Annotated in this window: 20 protein-coding genes; 5 read left to right on the top strand and 15 right to left on the bottom strand. The window is 44.2% G+C overall.

The genetic code is table 11. From position 1 onward, the window contains the following. Positions 1–133: 133 nt before the first annotated feature. Positions 134–2,227, top strand: coding sequence for an elongation factor G (gene fusA / locus EWU21_RS00320; RefSeq protein WP_130894799.1), 2,094 nt, complete (start codon positions 134–136; stop codon positions 2,225–2,227). A 167-nt stretch (positions 2,228–2,394) separates the two neighbouring features. Further along, positions 2,395–3,105: an ABC transporter ATP-binding protein gene (locus EWU21_RS00315; RefSeq protein ID WP_130894798.1), complete on the top strand. Its 711-nt coding sequence runs from the start codon at positions 2,395–2,397 to the stop codon at positions 3,103–3,105. Here EWU21_RS00315 and EWU21_RS00310 read toward each other — a convergent pair. The 12 genes from EWU21_RS00310 to purB form a co-directional block, all read right to left on the bottom strand. After that, positions 3,102–4,478, bottom strand: a complete 1,377-nt coding sequence (locus tag EWU21_RS00310) for a Gfo/Idh/MocA family protein (RefSeq protein ID WP_130894797.1) — start codon at positions 4,476–4,478, stop codon at positions 3,102–3,104. The genes EWU21_RS00315 and EWU21_RS00310 overlap by 4 nt on opposite strands. Then, complete coding sequence (locus EWU21_RS00305) at positions 4,475–5,626, bottom strand: Gfo/Idh/MocA family protein (RefSeq protein WP_130894796.1); 1,152 nt, start codon at positions 5,624–5,626, stop codon at positions 4,475–4,477. Before EWU21_RS00305 ends, EWU21_RS00310 begins: the two co-directional genes overlap by 4 nt. A gap of 116 nt (positions 5,627–5,742) precedes the next feature. Then, the gene (gene rplS / locus EWU21_RS00300) at positions 5,743–6,096 is read right to left on the bottom strand and encodes a 50S ribosomal protein L19 (RefSeq protein WP_130894795.1); all 354 of its coding nucleotides are present in this window, start codon (positions 6,094–6,096) and stop codon (positions 5,743–5,745) included. 112 nt (positions 6,097–6,208) lie between these two features. Beyond that, positions 6,209–6,988 (bottom strand): tryptophan synthase subunit alpha, encoded by a 780-nt coding sequence (gene trpA, locus EWU21_RS00295; RefSeq protein WP_130894794.1) that lies wholly within the window; start codon positions 6,986–6,988, stop codon positions 6,209–6,211. A 1-nt stretch (position 6,989) separates the two neighbouring features. Beyond that, complete coding sequence (trpB, locus tag EWU21_RS00290) at positions 6,990–8,177, bottom strand: tryptophan synthase subunit beta (RefSeq protein ID WP_130894793.1); 1,188 nt, start codon at positions 8,175–8,177, stop codon at positions 6,990–6,992. 2 nt (positions 8,178–8,179) lie between these two features. Further along, entirely contained in the window at positions 8,180–8,773 is a 594-nt protein-coding gene (locus EWU21_RS00285; protein WP_130894792.1) for a phosphoribosylanthranilate isomerase, read from the bottom strand. 2 nt (positions 8,774–8,775) lie between these two features. After that, complete coding sequence (gene trpC, locus EWU21_RS00280) at positions 8,776–9,558, bottom strand: indole-3-glycerol phosphate synthase TrpC (protein WP_130894791.1); 783 nt, start codon at positions 9,556–9,558, stop codon at positions 8,776–8,778. A 1-nt stretch (position 9,559) separates the two neighbouring features. After that, entirely contained in the window at positions 9,560–10,549 is a 990-nt protein-coding gene (gene trpD, locus EWU21_RS00275; RefSeq protein WP_130894790.1) for an anthranilate phosphoribosyltransferase, read from the bottom strand. 2 nt (positions 10,550–10,551) lie between these two features. Further along, the gene (locus EWU21_RS00270) at positions 10,552–11,115 is read right to left on the bottom strand and encodes an anthranilate synthase component II (RefSeq protein ID WP_130894789.1); all 564 of its coding nucleotides are present in this window, start codon (positions 11,113–11,115) and stop codon (positions 10,552–10,554) included. Between the two features lie 3 nt (positions 11,116–11,118). Next, on the bottom strand, positions 11,119–12,528 hold the full coding sequence (locus tag EWU21_RS00265) for an anthranilate synthase component I family protein (protein WP_130894788.1): 1,410 nt from the start codon (positions 12,526–12,528) through the stop codon (positions 11,119–11,121). Between the two features lie 189 nt (positions 12,529–12,717). Continuing rightward, positions 12,718–13,101, bottom strand: coding sequence for a VOC family protein (locus EWU21_RS00260; protein WP_130894787.1), 384 nt, complete (start codon positions 13,099–13,101; stop codon positions 12,718–12,720). Between the two features lie 53 nt (positions 13,102–13,154). Beyond that, positions 13,155–14,510 carry an adenylosuccinate lyase gene (gene purB, locus EWU21_RS00255; RefSeq protein ID WP_130894786.1) on the bottom strand — a complete coding sequence of 452 codons (1,356 nt, stop codon included), beginning with the start codon at positions 14,508–14,510 and terminating at the stop codon, positions 13,155–13,157. Between the two features lie 57 nt (positions 14,511–14,567). On the opposite strand from purB, the gene EWU21_RS00250 reads away from it, so the two are divergent. Next, on the top strand, positions 14,568–15,599 hold the full coding sequence (locus EWU21_RS00250; RefSeq protein ID WP_130894785.1) for a sensor histidine kinase: 1,032 nt from the start codon (positions 14,568–14,570) through the stop codon (positions 15,597–15,599). Between the two features lie 317 nt (positions 15,600–15,916). Here EWU21_RS00250 and prfA read toward each other — a convergent pair whose 3' ends face one another. Beyond that, positions 15,917–16,987 carry a peptide chain release factor 1 gene (prfA, locus tag EWU21_RS00245; RefSeq protein WP_130894784.1) on the bottom strand — a complete coding sequence of 357 codons (1,071 nt, stop codon included), beginning with the start codon at positions 16,985–16,987 and terminating at the stop codon, positions 15,917–15,919. Between the two features lie 96 nt (positions 16,988–17,083). On the opposite strand from prfA, the gene EWU21_RS00240 reads away from it, so the two are divergent. After that, positions 17,084–17,542, top strand: coding sequence for a hypothetical protein (locus EWU21_RS00240; protein WP_130894783.1), 459 nt, complete (start codon positions 17,084–17,086; stop codon positions 17,540–17,542). Here the strand turns inward: EWU21_RS00240 and EWU21_RS00235 are convergent. Further along, positions 17,535–18,275, bottom strand: a complete 741-nt coding sequence (locus EWU21_RS00235) for a DUF2520 domain-containing protein (RefSeq protein ID WP_130894782.1) — start codon at positions 18,273–18,275, stop codon at positions 17,535–17,537. The genes EWU21_RS00240 and EWU21_RS00235 overlap by 8 nt on opposite strands. After that, on the bottom strand, positions 18,272–18,787 hold the full coding sequence (locus EWU21_RS00230; RefSeq protein WP_130894781.1) for an HNH endonuclease: 516 nt from the start codon (positions 18,785–18,787) through the stop codon (positions 18,272–18,274). The genes EWU21_RS00235 and EWU21_RS00230 overlap by 4 nt, the downstream gene beginning before the upstream one ends. A 120-nt stretch (positions 18,788–18,907) precedes the next feature. On the opposite strand from EWU21_RS00230, the gene EWU21_RS00225 reads away from it, so the two are divergent. Beyond that, positions 18,908–20,113, top strand: a complete 1,206-nt coding sequence (locus EWU21_RS00225; protein ID WP_236633153.1) for a M20 metallopeptidase family protein — start codon at positions 18,908–18,910, stop codon at positions 20,111–20,113. Positions 20,114–20,498 lie beyond the last annotated feature (385 nt).

The raw sequence follows: 20,498 nt of genomic DNA, 5'->3' as shown, positions 1-20,498 counted from the left end.
TGTATTTAACTAAGTTTCAGTAATTTTGCACCCCTAAACAAGTACTCGAACGAGAATGTTGTCCAAGTACTTGATAATTAGCAAACGATTCAAAAACGGATTAAAAAAATCATTTCATAATTAACCTTTTAAAATGGCACGCGATTTAAAATTCACTAGAAACATCGGTATTGCTGCGCACATTGATGCGGGTAAAACCACCACTACGGAACGTATCCTGTATTATGCAGGGGTTTCCCACAAAATTGGTGAGGTACACGATGGTGCGGCAACAATGGACTGGATGGAGCAAGAGCAAGAGCGTGGTATCACGATCACTTCGGCTGCAACAACAGTAGGTTGGAAATACCGCGATCAAGATTACCACATCAACATTATCGATACTCCAGGTCACGTTGACTTTACAGTAGAGGTAAACCGTTCATTACGTGTATTAGATGGTCTAGTATTTTTATTCTCTGCGGTAGACGGTGTTGAGCCTCAATCAGAGACTAACTGGCGTTTAGCGAATAACTACAACGTAGCACGTATCGGTTTCGTTAACAAAATGGACCGTTCAGGTGCTGATTTCTTAAACGTGTGTAAGCAAGTGAAAGAAATGTTAGGTAGCTACGCAGTGCCTTTGCAATTGCCTATCGGAGCTGAAGAAGGATTCGAAGGGGTAGTTGACTTAGTTAACTTCCGTGGTATCAAATGGAACGAGGCAGATAAAGGAATGACATTCACTGAGGTACCTATCCCAGATGATATGTTAGAAGAGGCGACTGAATACCGTGAGAAATTATTAGAAGCAGTAGCTGAATTTGATGAATCTTTGATGGAGAAATACTTCGAAGATCCAGCATCTATCTCAGAAGATGAAATTTTAGCCGCTTTACGCGCAGCTACGATCTCTATGAAAATCGTTCCAATGCTTTGTGGTTCATCTTTCAAAAACAAAGGTGTTCAAACAATGTTGGATTATGTAATGGCAATCTTACCATCTCCGATGGACAAAGAAGGCGTTAAAGGAACTCACCCAGATACGGGCGAAGAAATTTTGCGCAAGCCAAGTGAGACTGAGCCTTTCGCAGCTTTAGCCTTTAAAATTGCAACTGACCCTTACGTAGGTCGCTTATGTTTCATCCGTGCTTATTCAGGTGGATTAGATTCAGGTTCTTATGTATTGAACAACCGTTCAGGAAATAAGGAGCGTATCTCTCGTATCTTCCAAATGCACGCGAACAAGCAAAACTCGATCGAGCGTTTAGGTGCTGGTGATATCGGTGCGGTAGTAGGTTTCAAAGACATCAAAACGGGAGATACTCTTTCTGATGAGAAACACCCTATCGTATTAGAAGCAATGGACTTCCCAGAGCCAGTTATCGGATACGCTATCGAGCCTAAGAAAACGGCTGATGCAGATAACTTCTCTAAAGCGATCACGAAGTTGATCGAAGAAGATCCTACGTTACAAGTTGAATCAAACGAAGAGACTGGCCAAACGATCATTAAGGGTATGGGTGAGCTTCACTTAGAGATTATCATCGACCGTATGCGTCGTGAGTTCAAGGTAGAAGTAAACCAAGGTGCTCCTCAAGTAGCTTACAAAGAGTCTTTAACTAAGACAACAGAACACCGTGAAGTTTACAAGAAACAATCAGGTGGTCGTGGTAAGTTTGCTGATATCGTATTTGAAATCGGACCAAGAGAAGATGACAAACCAGGTTTAGAATTCGTTAACAATATCGTGGGTGGTGTAATTCCTCGTGAATTTATCCCTGCGGTTCAAAAAGGTTTCGAAGAAGCAATGAAAAATGGTGCTTTGGCTGGATACCCAATGGATTCAATGAAAGTTCGTTTATTCCACGGTTCATACCATGATGTCGATTCAGATTCATTATCATTTGAATTAGCCGCTCGTATGGGTTACAAAGAATCAGCAAAACAAGCGGGTGCTAAGTTAATGGAGCCTATCATGGCTGTAGACGTAGTTACTCCAGACGAATATACTGGACCTATCACAGGTGACTTAAACCGTCGTCGTGGTATCATGAAAGGTATGGATTCTCGTCAAGGAGCTGTTATCTTGAAGGCTGATGTGCCTCTTTCTGAATTATTCGGTTACGTAACAGATTTACGTACGATGTCTTCAGGACGTGCAACAGCATCGTTAACGTTCTCTCACTACGAATTCGTTCCGCAAAACATCGCAGACGAAGTAGTTAAGAAAGCAAAAGGATTGTAAGATTCTTTGAAGATAGAGAAAAGCCCGAGCGAATTGTTCGGGCTTTTTTTATGCCAAAACCTCTCATCCTTCCCACGCTCAATTCATCCTCTCCCTTTATCTTTTGTCTAAAAAGAAGAATTGTTTCCTAGAATGGATGTATTTTTGAGTTCATTAATTTGATTGCTATGACTAAAATTATCGAGACCCAGTCCATTTCTAAACGATACGTGATGGGCGAAGAAGTGATTGACGCTTTAAAAGACGTTACCATCTCTGTAAACAAGGGAGAATATGTCGCTTTCATGGGTCCGTCTGGCTCAGGTAAATCAACCTTAATGAACATCGTAGGCTGCTTAGATACGCCCACTACAGGCAAATATATCTTGAATGGACAAGATGTATCTGAGATGTCTGAAAATGAATTAGCGGCCGTCAGAAACAAGGAGATTGGTTTTGTTTTCCAAACCTTTAACCTACTACCCCGCCAATCAGCCCTCGAAAACGTAGCCTTGCCTTTAATCTACGCGGGGTATTCTAAGAAAGAACGCACAGAGATTGCTTTAAGAACCTTGAAAGGGGTAGGTCTAGACAACCGCGCCTTACATAAACCGAACGAGCTTTCAGGGGGCCAAAGACAGCGTGTAGCCGTAGCTCGCGCCCTAGTCAACGACCCATCGATCTTGTTAGCCGATGAACCTACGGGTAATTTGGACACGAAAACCTCCTATGAGATCATGGATCTCTTCGATCAATTGCATAAAAAAGGCAACACCATCGTCATGGTTACCCACGAAGATGATATTGCCCAATATGCTCACCGCATCATTCGTTTGCGCGATGGCGTCGTAGAATCTGACATCATCAATACAAACGTTAGAAAGGTCGAAAAGATCTAAAACTTAATCCGATCCGTTCCGTAGGGTGCCCGTTGTGCTCTACGCAACCAAGTATTGGCTTCCGCATCATTCACAAAGTGTTCCTGCGTAGGATCCCAGTGTAATTTACGCGGCACTTTCATGGCCACGTGCGTGATCAAGCAAACCGTGCAAGCGCGGTGCCCAATCTCAATGGGAGATATCGGTTCCTTGCGCGATTCGATGCAATCTAACCAGTTCCCGTGTTGGTCATCTGAGTTATAGAGATGAATTTCCTTTTCGCCTATAACTGATTGCAATATCTTCGGATCAGACGCATCTAAGGCTTTCGATCGCACTTTCGCAGTCGGATCGCTTGGTGTCGCTGCATAATCGCCACGTGACACAAAAATCCAACCTTCAGATCCTTCGTAGCGAATACCGTTTTGATATCCTCCTGAAGTGTACATCGTGATGCCATTCGCATATTCTGCTTTCGACATAAAGTCACCATGTACATTCCAAAGTCCAGACTTAGGGAACTCCGCCACCGCCTCTACCGAGATGGGGCCTGTGTATTCCGTATCCATTCCCCAAGCTGCAGAATCATAATGGTGCTGACCCCAACCGGTAATCATACCCGCGCCAAATTGCTCCATACGCAACCAACCCGGGCGATCATATCCCTTTTGAGGATGTACGGCAATCTCCGTGTAAGCCATTTCAGGCGTAGAGCCTAACCACATATCGTAATTAAAACCTTTCGGTACTGGCATCGCTGGCGCTGGAGGTCCAGATGGATCCCCTGGCAAACCGATTTTAACGGTATGTAATTTACCGATGCGACCATTGCGCACTAATTCGGCGGCAATTCTAAACTGAGACGTGGAGCGCTGTTGCGTTCCCACTTGCAGAATTCGACCTGTTTTCTTGATCACGTTAGCAAGTTGACGGCCTTCGTGAATGGTCAGAGAGGTAGGTTTTTGCAAGTAAATATCTTTCCCCGCTAGGGCCGCTTCCATCGCTGGTTGTGCATGCCAAAAATCCGGCGTACTAATCATCACCGCATCAATGTCCTTATTCAAAAGCATCTCGCGGTAATCGTCATACATCTTCACATCGATGTAATTCGATTGACCTGTTTTCTTGGTGTAGTATTCTTCGACTAATTGCTTCGTCTCCTCGGTACGGTGGCGATCTAGATCGCAAACCGCCATGATACGCGCCTTGTCGTGCTTCCAAGTGCCTGGTAAATCATGAGTGCGCGCGATACGTCCGCAGCCGATTTGGGCGATGTTGATTTTATTGCTAGGGGCATCTTTGCCGCCTAAAACATTCGCTGGAACGATGGTAGGGAAGCCGAATGTACCCACGGCACCTAGTGCTAGGTTATTGATAAATTTTCTCCGTTTCATGCTTTGATCGATATGTTAGTTGCATTTTTTTGGGCAATTAAGGCTAATTCCGTAGACAAGAAACAATGGGCTTGCGTCATGGCCGTTTCGGTCCTATGTAAGACATCATTCACGAGTAATTCTCCATGCGGCAAGTTGACATCCTTGCAATCGATGTAAAGTGTTTCTTTATTCGTTACCACATATAAATGGCTTCCTGTTCCATGTGGAGAGGCTATGTCTGCATTTTTCCGTACTTCCATATAGCCATCTGTTCCTAAAATGGTCAATCTACCATCTCCCCAGGTATTTAACCCGTCAGGCGTAAACCAATCTACTCGAATATAGCCCGAACCTTTATTACTTCGAAGCATCAAATCTCCAAAATCCTGGAATTTAGGGTATTGTGGATGGTGGTGATTGGCGATTTGGGAAGCAACTACTTCTCCTTGCGTCGAACCCGTAAAATGTAAGAATTGATCTACCTGATGGGAAGCGATATCCGTGATAATTCCACCGTAATATTTCGTGTCAAAAAACCAATCAGGACGAGAATTCACACTCATTCTATGAGGTCCTGTTCCTAAGGTTTGCATCACTTTACCTATTTTTCCAGAGGCCACTAATTGGCTCGCAAGCTCGGTTGCTTTGTTTTCAAAACGCTCACTGAATGAAATCGAATAGATTCGCTTCGTTTCTTGTTGAACCTTACGAACCTCTGCTAATTGCTCCAAACTAATGATTCCTGGCTTATCCACCATATAATCTTTCCCATGCTGCATCACACGTATTCCTAAAGGAGCGCGTTCATTAGGCGTAATGGAGCTAAGCACTAATTTGATAGATGGGTCTTCTAAGACCTCGGCCTCACTCTTCACCAGCTTCGCTTGAGGGTAACGTTTCGCAAAATCTTTGATTAAATCGGGTTCCTTCGCATAGTAAGAGACAAACTCCCCGCCACCTCTTATGATGGAGTTCGCCATGGAATAGATATGTCCATGATTGATTCCCACCACCCCAAATTTCAAACGGGGTGCAATGATGCGTTCAGGTGTAGCGGGGGCAAAGGTTTTCGTGACGTCTTTAAAAGAACTAGGCAAAAAGGCCATACCGCCTAGCATACTTGCATTGTGCAAGAATTCGCGGCGATTCGAAGCATTCGTTTTCATTTCAATAGGTTTATTTACCTACAAAAGTAAAATTCTAGCTGAGATTACTGATAAATGGCCATAAAAAAAGCTGCTCATTTCTGAACAGCTTTCTTATTATATAAAAAATCTCAAACCTATTTTTTCTTCTCTTTAACACGAGCCGCTTTTCCTTGCTTACCACGCATGTAGTATAAACGTGCACGACGTACTTTACCACGACGTAATACTTCAATTTTGTCGATGTTTGGTGACAAGATTGGGAAAATACGCTCAACACCGATACCGTTAGAGATCTTACGAACTGTGAAAGACTCACCTGCACCAGAATTTTTACGTTGAATAACTAAACCTTGGAAAACCTGGATACGCTCCTTGTTACCTTCACGAATTTTAACGTGTACGTTAACTGTGTCTCCTGCAGCGAATTCAGGGTGTTCTCCTCTACGTGCTGCGTTTTCTTGCTCTACGAATTTAATTAAATCGCTCATCTGAACTAATTTTTATTTGATGATAATCAGCGCTTAGCGGCCCACTTGTGCATAAGATCGTCTGATTGGGGTTGCAAAGATAGGAAAAATATTTCTTTCCAAAAACATTTGCCTAGTTTTTACCTTTAATCAACTGCACAAAGGCAACGATCTCAGCACTAAGGTCTTTCGCCTGCGCGATCATCTTCACAAACGCACTACCAATAATAGCCCCAGAGGCGTTCTTAGAGGCTTTCACAAAGCTCTCGTGGTCCGAAATTCCAAAACCAATCAAACGTGGATTCTGTAAATTCATCGCAGCAATCCGTTCAAAATAAAGCTCTTGATCGGATGATATACCCGTTTTTGCCCCCGTCGTACTCGCAGAAGAGACCATATAAATGAATCCTTTCGAGACCGAATCGATGTGGCGAATGCGCTCGTCGTTCGTTTGTGGGGTAATTAACCGAATATTGAACAAACCGTATTTTTCAAAAATTTCGCGGTAAGACGCCTCGTATTCCACCATAGGTAGATCTGGCAAAATCAATCCATCCACGCCTACTTCCGCACATTTCGCGCAGAAAGCCTCCACACCATATTGTAAAACGGGATTTATATAACCCATCAAAAGAACGGGAACCGTAATGCTTTTACGCATATCCTTCAATTGCTCGAAAAGATGCGCCACGCTCATTCCTTGCTCTAAAGCAGCTTGATTCGATAGCTGGATCGTTTCTCCATCGGCCACTGGATCAGAATAAGGCATTCCCACCTCGATAATATCGACGCCACCCGCTTGAAGCGCGTTCAAAACCGTCATGGTATCCTCCAAGCGAGGAAAACCAGCAGTGGTATATACATTTAAAATAGGCTCAGTCGCTGAAGCAAAAAGGGCTGAAATTCTGTTCATCTTAGTCATTCAATTTTAAACGGTTTTGGTACGTCGCTAAATCTTTGTCCCCTCTTCCGGACACATTAACGACCACGATTTCATTCGGCTTAGCTTGCAATCTTTCGAATACGGCCAAAGCATGTGCCGTCTCTAAAGCGGGAATAATTCCCTCTAACTGGGAGCATTCCACGGCAGCCACTAGCGCCTCCTCATCCGTCACTCCAAAGAATGTCGCACGGCCGGATTCAAACAAATGCGCGTGCATAGGTCCGATTCCCGGATAATCTAAGCCGGCAGAGATCGAATAAGGTTCGATTACCTGGCCATCTTCGGTTTGCATCGATAAACTCTTGCTTCCATGCAAGACGCCTGGCTTTCCTAAGAAAGTCGTCGCTGCGGAATGACCTGAATTAACCCCGAGACCTGCCGCCTCCGCCGCGATCAATGCCGTGCGAGGCTCATCTAAGAAATGGTAAAAGGCACCCGCCGCATTAGATCCTCCACCCACACACGCAATCACGTAGTCTGGGTAATCACGGCCTTCTTTCTCTTGTAATTGAAAACGAATCTCCTCAGAAATAACCGCCTGAAAACGAGCGACCATGTCCGGGTATGGATGGGGTCCTACGACGGAGCCAATGATATAATGGGTATCAACTGGGTGATTAATCCAGTGGCGCATCGCCTCGTTTGTGGCGTCTTTCAAGGTTTTTGAACCGGAAGTCGCCGGAACTACCTGTGCACCTAACATCCGCATACGCGCCACGTTAGGAGCTTGTCTTTCAATGTCGATGGCACCCATATACACGATACATTCCATGCCCATCAAGGCACAAACCGTGGCTGTTGCCACGCCGTGTTGTCCTGCACCTGTTTCTGCGACGATTTTCGATTTCCCTAGGCGTTTAGCCACGAGGATTTGGCCGATCGTATTATTAATCTTGTGTGCCCCCGTGTGACACAAATCTTCGCGCTTTAAATAGATATTCGTGTTGTATTTCGTTGACAAACGCTCTGCCTTGAAAAGCGGCGTAGGACGACCCACGTAATCTTTTAACAAGGCGTGGAATTCTTCTTGAAAAGAGGGTTCCGCGATAATGTCTAAATAGCGGGAACGTAATTCCTCGACATTCGGGTATAACATTTCTGGAATAAAGGCCCCGCCAAAATTCCCGTAATACCCACGCTCATCTACATTAAATGACATAATCATAGCTGTTTTACTAGTTCTTTCACTTGCTCGACATCCTTGAATCCGGGACGTATTTCGAGTTTACTATTAAAGTCCAAAGCATATAAGCCCGGAAAATCCTTCACCTTTTCCACATCCCCTGACTGCAATCCACCTGCTAAAATATAGGGGATATCCAATTTATAATGCGTTAATAATGACCAATCAAAATGTTCTCCCGTTCCTCCTACCTGAGCCCCTTTCTTCGTATCAAACAAATAGAAATCAGGCTTGTCTGTCAGATCGAGATCTTTCGCTGAGCCCACACTGATCGCCTTGATAACCTGTAATCCGGCGGCTTGTAAGGCTTTTATTTCTGTTTGGCCCTCTTCTCCGTGTAATTGCACGACCGAGAATCCAGCATTTTTAGACAAGGCGATAATGTTGTCCGTCGTTTCGTTCACAAACACACCAACTGCCTTCGTTTTTGCTGGCAAAGCCGGGATGTCAAAATCAGGTCCTACGTAACGTGGCGATTTAGGTACCCAAATAAAGCCCATAAAGTCTGGCCCTAAAGCCGCTACTTCTTGGATGTTTTCTGGTTCCCGCATGCCACATACTTTCCACTTCATACCTAGTTAATAAAGTCGCTTAAGGCTTTTCCTGGGTTATCGGTCTTCATAAAGCTTTCGCCTATCAAGAAGCCGCGGTAACCGTAGGTTTTTAATTCTGTTATAATCTCCGGACCCGAAATACAACTCTCAGAAACCTTGACGAATTGGGATGGTATTTTGGATGCCAAAACTTTGGAAGCCTCCACATTTTGCTCCGAAAAATTCTTCAAATTCCGGTTATTCACACCTACCACGGAAATATAGTCTCCTAGCGAACGATCTAATTCTTCTTGATCGTGCACTTCCAGCAAGGTTTCCATACCTAATGAACGCGCTAGCGTTCCTAATGTTTTGATTTCCGCTGGACTTAAAGCCGCCGCGATTAAAAGCACCACGTCGGCGCCCATGGACTTCGCTTCGATGATTTGGTATTCATCGATCATAAAGTCTTTGCGCAAAATAGGCGTATTCGGATTCGTGCGACGTGCTAAATCAAAATCAGCATAGGTTCCTCCAAAGTAGGGCTCATCCGTCAACACCGATAAACAGGCTGCACCTGCCTCCACATAGCCTTTTGTCACCATATCCACGCTCATACGGTCGTTAATAATCCCCTTAGACGGGGATTTACGCTTGAATTCAGCAATCACTCCCGTGGAAGCCGGCTGAACTAAAGACATCGACAAGGAATGACAAGCGCGCGCGAAAAAACCCTGTTTTTCGAGCTGAGCAGTCGTGGTGCGCGCTTTACATGCGGCAACTTCCTGTCTTTTGGTGGCTATGATTTGGTCTAATATGCTCATCTTAATCCATTATAAATTTCTTGAAAGCCTGGAAAGCACGACCACTTTCTAGGGATTCTTTCGCTAAAGCATAACCTTCTACGAGGCTGCCCGCTTTACCTGCGACAAACAAACCTGCTCCTGCATTCGCTAAAACCGCTTGCGTTTGTGCGGGTGTGCCTTCGCGCTGCAATATTCTGTACAACATATTCGCTGATGCCTCCGCCGTAGAACCGCCAAACAATTCGGATTGTGCCACCACTTCGCAGCCAATATCCCCTGGATTGTAAATCGAAGCTCCATCTGGAGTCGTTAAACGGAAAGCAGAGGTTAACGAGATTTCGTCGTAACCATCTTCCGCATAAACGATACCGTATTGCTTGCCAGAACCGGCAAAAAATCCTTCGTACAAGGCGAACGCCTCAGGCGAATAGACGCCGGAGATTTGCTTGTTGACTTTGGCAGGATTCAATAAAGGTCCTAACAAATTGAAGAAAGTCTTCATCCCTAATTCCTTGCGGATAGGGCCCACGAAGCGCATCGCTGGGTGGAAAAGGGGTGCATGCAAGAAGCACATTCCCGCCGTTTCCATCTTGCGTTTCAAGATCTTCGGGTCATTGTTAAATTTCAATCCCAAAAACTCCAATACCGTCGACGATCCTACCGAAGAGGAAACGCCGTGATTACCGTGTTTGGCGATTTTTTGGCCGGCTCCCACAATGATGAAAGAGGAGGTCGTCGAAATGTTAAAGGTATCTTTCCCATCTCCCCCCGTTCCACACACATCCATCGCATCAAATTCCGACAAATCCACTGTGATGGCTAATTCCATCATGGCCGAAACGAATCCTTTCAGCTCATCCACTTGAATCGGATTGAACCAATAAGAGGATAAAAATGCGGCGATTTGACTTGGATTGATCTCTCCTTGCCCAATACGCAGCAATATCTCTCTTGCCTCGTTTTCTGATAATGCTTCTCCCGCTGCCCGTCTATTTAATATATTCTTCATTTTTATTTCATCCAATTTTTAATCATTTGCAATCCATGCTGCGTTAAAAACGCCTCCGGGTGGAATTGCACCCCGCGCACATCGTATTTCGAATGCGCCTCCGCTAACACAAAACCCTTGTCATCTTGCGCCGTGATCTTTAGCTCGCTTGGCATCGTCGAAGGAACTACCGTCCATGAGTGGTAGCGGCAAACTTCGAAACGGGAGGGAATATCTAAGAACAAGCGTTCTGTCGGATCCGTCACCACACATTCCGTGGTCACGCCATGCAACACCTCACCCATATTGCTTAGTTGAGAGCCAAAAGCCTCCGCAATCGCCTGATGACCCAGGCAGACACCAAGAATTTTTTTGGTCGACTTATATTCCTTCAATAAATCCATCATAATCCCTGCTTCCGACGGAATCCCTGGACCCGGCGACAACAAGATTTGATCGTATTTACCCACTTCCTCCAGGGAAATTTTATCATTGCGAAACACGTCCACCTCTGCGCCTAATTCCTTTAATAGGTAGACCAAATTGTACACAAAGGAATCGTAATTATCTATCACTAAAACTTTCATATCCTAGGCTAAGTTTTCTGCCACCTCTAACGCTCTGCGCAAGGCTGCCAATTTGTTGTGTATTTCTTGCATCTCACTTTCCACCACGGACTTCGCGACTACACCCATTCCGGCTTGGAAAAATAAGGTATCTCCTTTACTCAAAAACGTTCGAATCGCGATGGCGTGATTGAAATTGCCCTCGAAATCCATAAATCCGATCGCCCCACCATAGATAGCCCGATTTGTGGGCTCCAAACGGTTAATAATCGTCATCGCATTGTGCTTAGGCGCACCACTTAAAGTACCTGCCGGGAATGTATCCGCCACCATTTGCAAGGGATTCACCCCCTTTTGCAAATGCCCAGTCACTTTAGAAACTAAGTGAATCACGTGCGAGAAGAATTGAACCTCCTTGAACGTCTCCACTTTTACATTATCTGCCGAACGACTTAGATCGTTTCTGGCTAAATCCACTAACATCACGTGCTCCGCCGATTCTTTCGGATCCGCTATCAAGGCCTGTGCTAACTCGGCATCGCGTGCATCATCGCCCGAACGTCTAAACGTACCGGCAATCGGATGAATCTCTGCGACCGAACCCTCAATCTTAATTTGCTTCTCAGGAGAGGCTCCAAAAATCCGGTATTCCTCATAATCAAAATAGAACAAATACGGCGATGGATTCACCGAGCGTAATGCGCGGTAGACCTGAAAATCATCGCCTTGGAATTTTTGGGCAAAACGTCTAGAGGGAACGATTTGAAATACATCTCCTCGCAAACAGTGTTTGATGCAGATGTTAACAATTTCGCGTGTTTGGTCCTCGGTTAAATTACTCACCTCTTCCCCTTGACGAGCAAAAGACGCAGTCGCATAATGCGGCATGTCTAACAGGTAAGTAATGGTGTCAAAGGAAGGCTCAGAACCATCGTAGCTGTGCGCGTAGAGGCTCATTTGGTTGTTAAAATGATTCACCGCCACTACATAACGGTACACATAATAACGGATAGAGGGAATTTCTGATTCGGGATTTTTGGCCTGAATATCGATATCCTCGAAATAGGTCACCGCATCATAGGAGATATGGCCAAAAAGTCCATTCGCCATGGGCGAATCTCCCTTTTCTTTCTTGAAATCAAAGCGATCCGCAAAACTCTTCAACGCCGCTACCGCATCCTGGCGATTCGCTAAGGTGAAATTCTCCTGCGTTCCGTCTGGAAAAGTTTGTGTGACTTTCGAATCCGTTAACTCGAAGCGCGCCACGGGATCAAAGGCAATGTGCGAAAAGCCATGCTCTTTACCGTGGTAATCTGCCGATTCTAAAATGACAGAGTTCTTATAGTTTTTGCGAATCTTCAAAAAGATTCCGATTGGCGTCAATGTATCTGCCAAAAGTGTTTTCCGTGAAGTTCGTATATTTATGCTAGACATGTTTCAAAGGGCAAAATTAATAAAAAAAGGCTTACTGTTGAACAGCAAGCCTTTAGTAAACATATCATGTACACACAGCGAAACTGTTCAGGGATTGTTATCCTTGCCACCAGTTTTTGTTGTATGTTGCTTTTGTCATTGTATTGTTATTTGATACAAATGTAGAGTGAAATCTGTAAAATCAAAATTTTAACCGATCAAATCCCACAAATTTCCATATAAATCGGCGAATACGAGCACTTTACCATACTCTTCCTCACTTGGACCACGTACAATTGTAATGCCCTGCGCAATCAAATTCGCATGATCTTTTTCAAAATCATCCGTATGCAAAAACAAAAATACGCGTCCTCCGGTCTGATTTCCTACTCTCGATTTTTGTTCGTCCGACGCCGCTTTTGCCAGCAATAATTGACACGAACCTTCGCCAGATGGTTGAACTAGTACCCAACGTTTGACATCACTCAAAACCGTATCTTCCACTAAAGTGAAACCCAATTTTTCCGTGTACCAAGCGATGGCTTCGTCGTAATCGGCTACCACGAGGGCGATGTGCATGAGGCGGTGGTTCATAAGTAGTCGGGAGTCGCTAGTCGATAGTCACTAGTCAGTGGCTGGGTTTTATTTTAGTTTTCGTCGCGGCCTACGAAGTTAAACGGTGAGATTAATTTCAATTCTGCCTTGATCGCATCCGAAACGGCTAAGCCGTCAATAAATGCGTGGAAAACAGCTTGGTCAATCTTACCGTGGTGACGTGTCAAATCTTTCAATGCCTCGTAAGGCTTAGGGAAAGCTTCGCGACGCAATACCGTTTGGATTGCCTCCGCAATGACCACCCAGTTATCTTCTAAATCCTGTTGGATTTTGCTATTGTTCAATTCTAACTTACCTAAACCGCGTTGCAAGGAATTCAAAGAAATCACGACGTGCGCCAAAGGCGTTCCCACATTACGTAATACCGTCGAATCTGTCAAATCACGTTGTAAACGAGAGATCGGAAGCTTCGCTGACAAGAATTCAAAAAAGGCATTCGCCATGGCTAAATTCCCTTCCGCGTTTTCAAAGTCAATCGGGTTTACCTTGTGAGGCATCGCCGATGAACCAATTTCTCCTGCTTTAATTTTTTGCTTGAAATAGCCCATCGAGATGTATTGCCAAATATCTCTGGACAAGTCAATCAAGATCGTATCTAAACGCTTTAAGCCATCGAAATAGGCTGCTAAATTATCGTAATGCTCTATTTGAGTCGTGTATTGACTACGTTTAATGCCTAAATCTGCGTGCAATTTAGCAGCGAATTGCGGCCAATTGATCTCTGGGAATGACACCTGGTGCGCATTGAAATTACCCGTTGCTCCGCCAAATTTACCCGTAAACGGCACTTGCGCTAACAGGTCTAGTTGACGATTCAAACGCTCCACAAAAACCTTGATTTCTTTTCCTAAACGCGTAGGAGAAGCCGGTTGTCCGTGGGTATGCGCTAACAAAGGAATCTCTTTCCACTCGGTTGCATAAGCGTCTAAAGTCGCCACCACTGCCTGGTAAGCAGGCAAAATCACCTCGCGATGAGCTTCAGCGATCGATAATGGAATCGCTGTATTGTTAATATCTTGAGACGTTAGGCCAAAGTGGATGAACTCCACAAAGGGGCTCATATCTCCAGGTAAGGCTAACATACGGTCTTTGATAAAATACTCTACCGCCTTCACATCATGGTTTGTCACCTTTTCTGTGTCCTTGATCCACGTCGCATCCGCTTCCGTGAAATTCGTGTACATGGAACGTAATGCCGCATAATGTTCCTTAGGGAAGCCTTTTAATGGGGCCAAAGGAATCTCGCACAACGCAATAAAGTATTCGATTTCAACGCGCACCCGGTATTGGATCAATCCAAATTCAGAAAAATAAGGAGCTAGTGCGGCGGTTTGTTTGCGGTAACGACCATCAACCGGAGAAATGGCAGTCAATAAATTTAATTCCATGCGATCTTATCAAAGCACAAAGGTACAACAATTTAAAAATTATCCGTAATTTCAAGCATGCTAAGTCCTCGCTACCTTTCCATCCTTTTAGCCTTTGTCATCGCAGGGGTGGCAACCGCTTTCATTTCATTTCTTCCGCACTCTGATTCTGCTACCCTTTTCGTCGCCTTTATCAGCGTATTGATTTTTGGATCCATCTTGATCTTTTTTGCCTTAGACAACCTCGTTTTCAAAGAAGTCAATGAGTTATATGACCAAATCAAGCAGATAAAAAAGAAGAACTTCCCCTTAATATCGCGTAAGCAGTTAGTCCAAAAAGAGAACCCCATCGAACTCTTAAAGAAAGAACTAACCGCCTACGTTTCCACCACGGAGGACGAAGTAAAGGAGTTGAAAAAAGCCGCGGTTTACCGCCAAGAATTTTTGGCAGACGTATCCCACGAACTTAAAACACCCATTTTCGCCGCACAAGGATTCGTTCACACCCTTTTAGACAATCCGGACGAAACACCAGAAATACGCCAAAAATTCCTCGAAAAAGCAGCCAAAAGTTTAGACGGCCTGGATGTTTTAGTACAAGATCTATTAACCGTTTCTAAAATTGAAACCGGTGCCATTAAAATTGAAAAGAAACGCATCAACCTTAGACCCCTAATCGAAGACATCTTTGATCAATTAGAAGGCAAAGCAAAAAAGCGTGGGGTCTCCTTACAGTTAATTTGCACAGATACAGCCATCGATGTGAAAGCCGATGCTCAGCGTATTCAACAAGTATTGGTTAATCTAATCGACAATGGAGTCAAATACGGTAATCAAGACGGGAAAGTGACTGTTACCATTGAAGACCGCAAAAAGGCCTACTTGATCACAGTCAAAGATAATGGCCCCGGAATCCCTGAAAAGCACTTACCTCGTATTTTCGAACGATTCTATCGAATCGACAAAAGCCGCACCAAACTCAGCGGCGGAACTGGCCTTGGCCTTTCTATCGTAAAACACATCGTCCAAGCACACGGCAGTAAGATTACGGTGCTTTCGAAGGTAGATAAGGGGACGAGTTTTAGCTTTAAGCTGGAGCGAGCGATTTAAAAAAAGGCCGTGGCCTTTTTTTATCAAAGCACAAAGTACAAAGCAAAAAGAACAAAGGAGGAATACAAAAAGGGACGCGCTGCGTCCCTTTTTGTATGAATTCAGAAATAAAATTTAAATGGTGAATGGTGAATGGTAAATGGTGAATGGTGAATGGTAAATAAATACACAAAATTTCCTAGCTCTTCAGTAAGGTTTAAAAGGACTTTTTACGAAAATTATGACGTAGGCCATTTTTGCATTTTTTACCAAGAGTTTAAATTTTTTATTGTGGCGATAAAATATGACGTAGGCCATTTTTAGCCACAATAAAAAAATTAAACCGCCCCTTCAGTCAACCTCTCCGCATTCTCCGCTATCCTCAATTGCTCGATAAAATCACCAATTTCGCCGTCCATCACGACAGGAAGATTATAAACGGTTAAGCCGATCCGGTGATCCGTTACGCGGCCTTGAGGGTAATTGTATGTTCTAATTTTGTCCGAACGGTCTCCTGTCCCTACCATCGACTTGCGATTTCCGGCGATCTCCGCGTTGCGTTTCGCTAATTCAATTTCATATAAACGAGAACGTAAAACCGTCATCGCTTTGTCAAAGTTCTTGATTTGAGAACGTTCATCCTGGCATTGCACCACTAAGCCAGATGGAATGTGGGTCACACGAACGGCTGAATAGGTTGTATTTACAGACTGACCACCCGCTCCAGAAGAACAGAAGGTGTCCTTGCGGATATCGTTCATATTGATTTGAACGTCTACCTCATCAGCCTCAGGCATCACAGCCACGGTAGCTGCGGAAGTGTGGATACGGCCTGCTGATTCCGTTGCTGGAACACGTTGAACGCGGTGAACACCTGATTCAAATTTCATTTTGGCATATACATCTTCGCCCTGAACGGACGCGATAATCTCTTTGTAACCACCTGCGGTACCGTCGGTGAAGTCCATGATTTGGAACGTCCAACCCATTTTCTCCGCGTAACGCTGGTACATGCGGAAGATATCTCCGGCAAAAATCGATGCCTCATCACCACCCGCTCCGGCGCGAACCTCGAGGATACAGTCTTTGGAATCGTTCGGGTCACGAGGGATTAACATCTCCTTTAGAACCTCCTGCATTTCTTTTTCTGCTGGAACTAATTCTTCTAATTCCGCCTTCGCCATGTCGCGAAAATCCTCGTCTTTTTCTGTAGCGATCACTTGTTTCGCCTCCTCGATGGAGCCTAATAAGTTTTGGTAAGCCAAATACTGATCTACAATCTTCTGCAAATCCTTGTATTCTTTACTCAAGGTCTTGAATTTCTTCAAGTCAGACACCACTTCTGGCATCGCAATTTGTTGTTCTACTTCTAAAAATCGTTCTCGGATGGCCTCTAGCTGCTCCAGCATAACATGTTGGGTTAAAAAAATCGTTGCAAAGATAGTAATTAAATTCATTGCCCTTTGCCCTAGTTTCGAATACCTTTGTGGACATCCCCTAATTCTATGAAATACGTAACCCTACTTTTTGCCCTTTTTGCTGTATCAGCTTGCGATTTTACAAAACGTCTAGATACCGCAGCGGTGGTTAAAGAGATGAAATCCAAACAAGTGAAGCGCGTTTTACCTCAGGATGTCGTCAATCAGGTGGATACCTGGGGGCAGGAAATTCAGGCTAAAAAAACCAGCAAGTTGGATAGTGCGACGAAGGCACTTCAGATTTCAATTCGCGTAGGCGCTCCTGTGTCACTTAAAGCGTCATTTAAAGATGCGAAGATGATCCAGATAATGGATGCCTTGGATTATTCGTTAAGCCAAAAGCAGGTCATCCCACCTTCTATCCAAAAAAATACCGCTGGCGACAGCTTGTACTATTTTTACCCGACAGAATCAGGCAAAATTACCGTCCTGGGATTCGCAAAAAACATCGTGATTCAAAACATGGACCGCCCCTTGATTAAATAAGATTACGCTCTAGAATCTGATTTATTTGAAAATTCACTTCACGTAAATGAGGATCCGAAATTTCCTTCGAAAGTGGCTTACTGGTGAAGAAAGCCTGTACATGTTGCTGGACTAGTCCGTGTAACAAACTAGGTTCTAATTCAATTGATTGCAATAATTCTTGAGCGTGGGACCACAGGTTTTGGGTTAATACACCAGCCAATAGCATCGCCTTGTGTATCTTTTTACGTTCTTCCCCATTCACTAAGTACATTGCATCCGTGATGTCTTTTGCCAAGGCTACTAACGTATTTTGCGTCTCTTCTACCATCACTTCTAGGCAGATAGGCATCTGATCTAGTTTAATACGACGACCTGATTCCAAATGTTGTACTGGAAAAAACACCCCCATTTGATTCGTGCTTTCGCGCGATGGATCGTATAACAAATTAGCCTCTGCCAGCGAGAATGTACCACTAACCAAGATTAGTGTCGCGTATTTGGGCAATAATAATTCCTTCAATACTTCTGGGTATGCCGATTCTGGGACACAAAGAAAAAAGACGGTGGCTGCGGATTCCGAAAAATCTAAATCTTCGTGCACTTTCGCATTGTATAAATAGGAAACGAGGTCTTTTGCCTTGGAAGGCTCTCGACTGAAGACTTCTTGAACAGAATTTCCGGCATTTTCTAAGGCCTTTGCGATGTGCCAGGTAACGTTTCCTGCACCGATAAACGATATTTTAAAACTCATGTGGTGGTCTCCAGTTTAGCCCCAACGAACGGCGCCCATTGTTGATCCAAAATTCCAGAAAAATTTCGCAAAAACATAACAAAAGATGGCCTAAATGGCTGGCGCGCTAAAACCATTCCCGCTTCTTCTGGCGTCATATAGCCTTTCTTCGAATTGCAATACTTGCACGCAGTCACTAAATTATCCCAGGAAGTGCGCCCCTGACGTGATTTGGGCAATACATGATCCATCGTCAAGAAATCTTTCGAACCACAATATTGACAGGTATGATTGTCCCGCTTCAAAATATTTTGGCGATTTAACATCACCCCTTTAAAAGGAAAATAGACATAACGCTGCAAACGAATGACGGATGGGTAGGGAAACGTTTTCGAAACAGAATGCAATTTAGCGGTGGTGGATTCCGCCACTAATTCTGCCTTATTGAGGTAGACCAAAAGAAAGGCCTTCGGCATCGAACAAATCGTCAACGCACTGTAATCTTGATTCAAAACCAACACTTTCTGAGCCATAGACAAACGGATTTAATTTGCTCAACAATTTAAAAAATAATCGACTGAAAATGAAGCGCATAGCGTGGCTTTTTTGTTAAGAATTCCCGGAATTAGGTCCTATTTCGTAGATTTGCCTAAATGAATCAAATGCCTATGCCTTCTTTATTGGAAAAAATCAAGCAGCTTTCCGCTGAAATTACCCCCGAAACCCTAGTTAATCGCCACCACATTCACGCGAATCCAGAGCTTTCGTATCAGGAATTTCAGACGCAGGCTTACATTTTAGAACAACTAGAGCGGATGGGTATTCAGGCCAAAAAAATTGCCAATACCGGCCTCATCGCCGAAATCAAAGGAAAAAATCCGGACAGTAGAGTTGTAGCGCTTCGTGCTGACATGGATGCCCTTCCTATTTTGGAGACAAACGACGTTCCCTATAAATCTAAAAATCCTGGCGTCATGCACGCCTGCGGACATGATGTACACACCGCTTCCCTATTAGGAACGGCTCACATTTTACAACAGGTCCGCGGAGAATTCGAAGGAACGATCAAATTACTCTTCCAACCAGCAGAAGAAAAAGCCCCAGGCGGCGCCAGCATCATGATCAAAGAAGGCGCCCTAGAAAACCCAAAACCGGCAAGCATTTTTGGCCAACACGTGGCTACCAACGTGCCTGTCGGAAAAATCGGCTTCCGCGAAGGCATGTACATGGCCAGCACGGATGAATTATATATCAAAGTGATCGGTAAAGGGGGCCACGGCGCCATGCCAGACGCCTGCATAGACCCCATTGTCATTGCTTCCCACATCATCGTGGCAATGCAACAAATCATCTCCCGAAACAAAAACCCAAAACTTCCATCCGTTTTAACTTTCGGCAAAATTGAAGGCCTAGGAGCCACAAACGTCATTCCAGACGAAGTGAACATCGCAGGCACTTTCCGGGCAATGGATGAAACCTGGCGCGCTGAAGGATTAGAAAAGATGAAAAAACTCGCCGAAGGCATCGCAGATGCAATGGGCGGACGTGCCGAATTCGAGGTCTTAAAAGGGTACCCTTTCTTACAGAATAACCCTGAGCTTACGCGTCGCTCGAAAGCCGCAGCCATCGAATATATGGGAGCTGAAAATGTCGTTGATCTTGATCTCTGGATGGCAGGCGAAGATTTCGCTTTCTACACACACCATGTAGATGCGTGTTTCTACCGTTTAGGCGTACGTAATGACGAACGCGGCATTACGAGTGGGGTGCATACGCCCAGTTTTGATATAGATGAAAAAGCCTTGGGAATTGGGCCGGGTTTAATGGCATGGTTAGCGATTTCGGAATTGTCTATTTAAAATTTTAAGGGAAGCAAATCGAAAATGTCGTTACACAAATATTTTCTGATTTGCTTCCCTCAAAATATTTAAAACATAAACCTCCTCGCTCTCTTCGATTATTCTTAGAGGTATTTCAAAACCTTAAGCAACATCCACTTCTTTTCTCTTCTCTATACTCTCTTATTTCTACTCTCTAAATCGATTCAGCGAGAATAAGCTAGTTCTAAAAATCATTCACCATTTACCACTTACCATTCATCATTATCTCTTCTCTATACTCTCTTATCTCTACTCTCGTTTATTCTTTATGCTTTATGCTTTAATTTTTTTGAGAAGAGATGTAGACGAGATTTCGTTTATAATATTTGGGTAAAAAATTATTGCGCAGCACAATTTTGACCCA

The organism is Aquirufa antheringensis (assembly GCF_004307425.1).
Lineage (GTDB): Bacteria > Bacteroidota > Bacteroidia > Cytophagales > Spirosomataceae > Aquirufa > Aquirufa antheringensis.
The sequence above is the reverse complement of the archived record's forward strand: the minus strand, read 5'-3'. Positions and strand labels throughout refer to the sequence as shown.

Bases quoted from the DNA above. Each gene is read 5' to 3' on its own strand.
- fusA (WP_130894799.1), top strand. From the start codon at position 134: ATGGCACGCGATTTAAAATTCACTAGAAACATCGGTATTGCTGCGCAC.
- EWU21_RS00315 (WP_130894798.1), top strand. From the start codon at position 2,395: ATGACTAAAATTATCGAGACCCAGTCCATTTCTAAACGATACGTGATG.
- EWU21_RS00310 (WP_130894797.1), bottom strand. From the start codon at position 4,478: ATGAAACGGAGAAAATTTATCAATAACCTAGCACTAGGTGCCGTGGGT.
- EWU21_RS00305 (WP_130894796.1), bottom strand. From the start codon at position 5,626: ATGAAAACGAATGCTTCGAATCGCCGCGAATTCTTGCACAATGCAAGT.
- rplS (WP_130894795.1), bottom strand. From the start codon at position 6,096: ATGAGCGATTTAATTAAATTCGTAGAGCAAGAAAACGCAGCACGTAGA.
- trpA (WP_130894794.1), bottom strand. From the start codon at position 6,988: ATGAACAGAATTTCAGCCCTTTTTGCTTCAGCGACTGAGCCTATTTTA.
- trpB (WP_130894793.1), bottom strand. From the start codon at position 8,177: ATGTCATTTAATGTAGATGAGCGTGGGTATTACGGGAATTTTGGCGGG.
- EWU21_RS00285 (WP_130894792.1), bottom strand. From the start codon at position 8,773: ATGAAGTGGAAAGTATGTGGCATGCGGGAACCAGAAAACATCCAAGAA.
- trpC (WP_130894791.1), bottom strand. From the start codon at position 9,558: ATGAGCATATTAGACCAAATCATAGCCACCAAAAGACAGGAAGTTGCC.
- trpD (WP_130894790.1), bottom strand. From the start codon at position 10,549: ATGAAGAATATATTAAATAGACGGGCAGCGGGAGAAGCATTATCAGAA.
- EWU21_RS00270 (WP_130894789.1), bottom strand. From the start codon at position 11,115: ATGAAAGTTTTAGTGATAGATAATTACGATTCCTTTGTGTACAATTTG.
- EWU21_RS00265 (WP_130894788.1), bottom strand. From the start codon at position 12,528: ATGTCTAGCATAAATATACGAACTTCACGGAAAACACTTTTGGCAGAT.
- EWU21_RS00260 (WP_130894787.1), bottom strand. From the start codon at position 13,101: ATGAACCACCGCCTCATGCACATCGCCCTCGTGGTAGCCGATTACGAC.
- purB (WP_130894786.1), bottom strand. From the start codon at position 14,510: ATGGAATTAAATTTATTGACTGCCATTTCTCCGGTTGATGGTCGTTAC.
- EWU21_RS00250 (WP_130894785.1), top strand. From the start codon at position 14,568: ATGCTAAGTCCTCGCTACCTTTCCATCCTTTTAGCCTTTGTCATCGCA.
- prfA (WP_130894784.1), bottom strand. From the start codon at position 16,987: ATGCTGGAGCAGCTAGAGGCCATCCGAGAACGATTTTTAGAAGTAGAA.
- EWU21_RS00240 (WP_130894783.1), top strand. From the start codon at position 17,084: ATGAAATACGTAACCCTACTTTTTGCCCTTTTTGCTGTATCAGCTTGC.
- EWU21_RS00235 (WP_130894782.1), bottom strand. From the start codon at position 18,275: ATGAGTTTTAAAATATCGTTTATCGGTGCAGGAAACGTTACCTGGCAC.
- EWU21_RS00230 (WP_130894781.1), bottom strand. From the start codon at position 18,787: ATGGCTCAGAAAGTGTTGGTTTTGAATCAAGATTACAGTGCGTTGACG.
- EWU21_RS00225 (WP_236633153.1), top strand. From the start codon at position 18,908: ATGAATCAAATGCCTATGCCTTCTTTATTGGAAAAAATCAAGCAGCTT.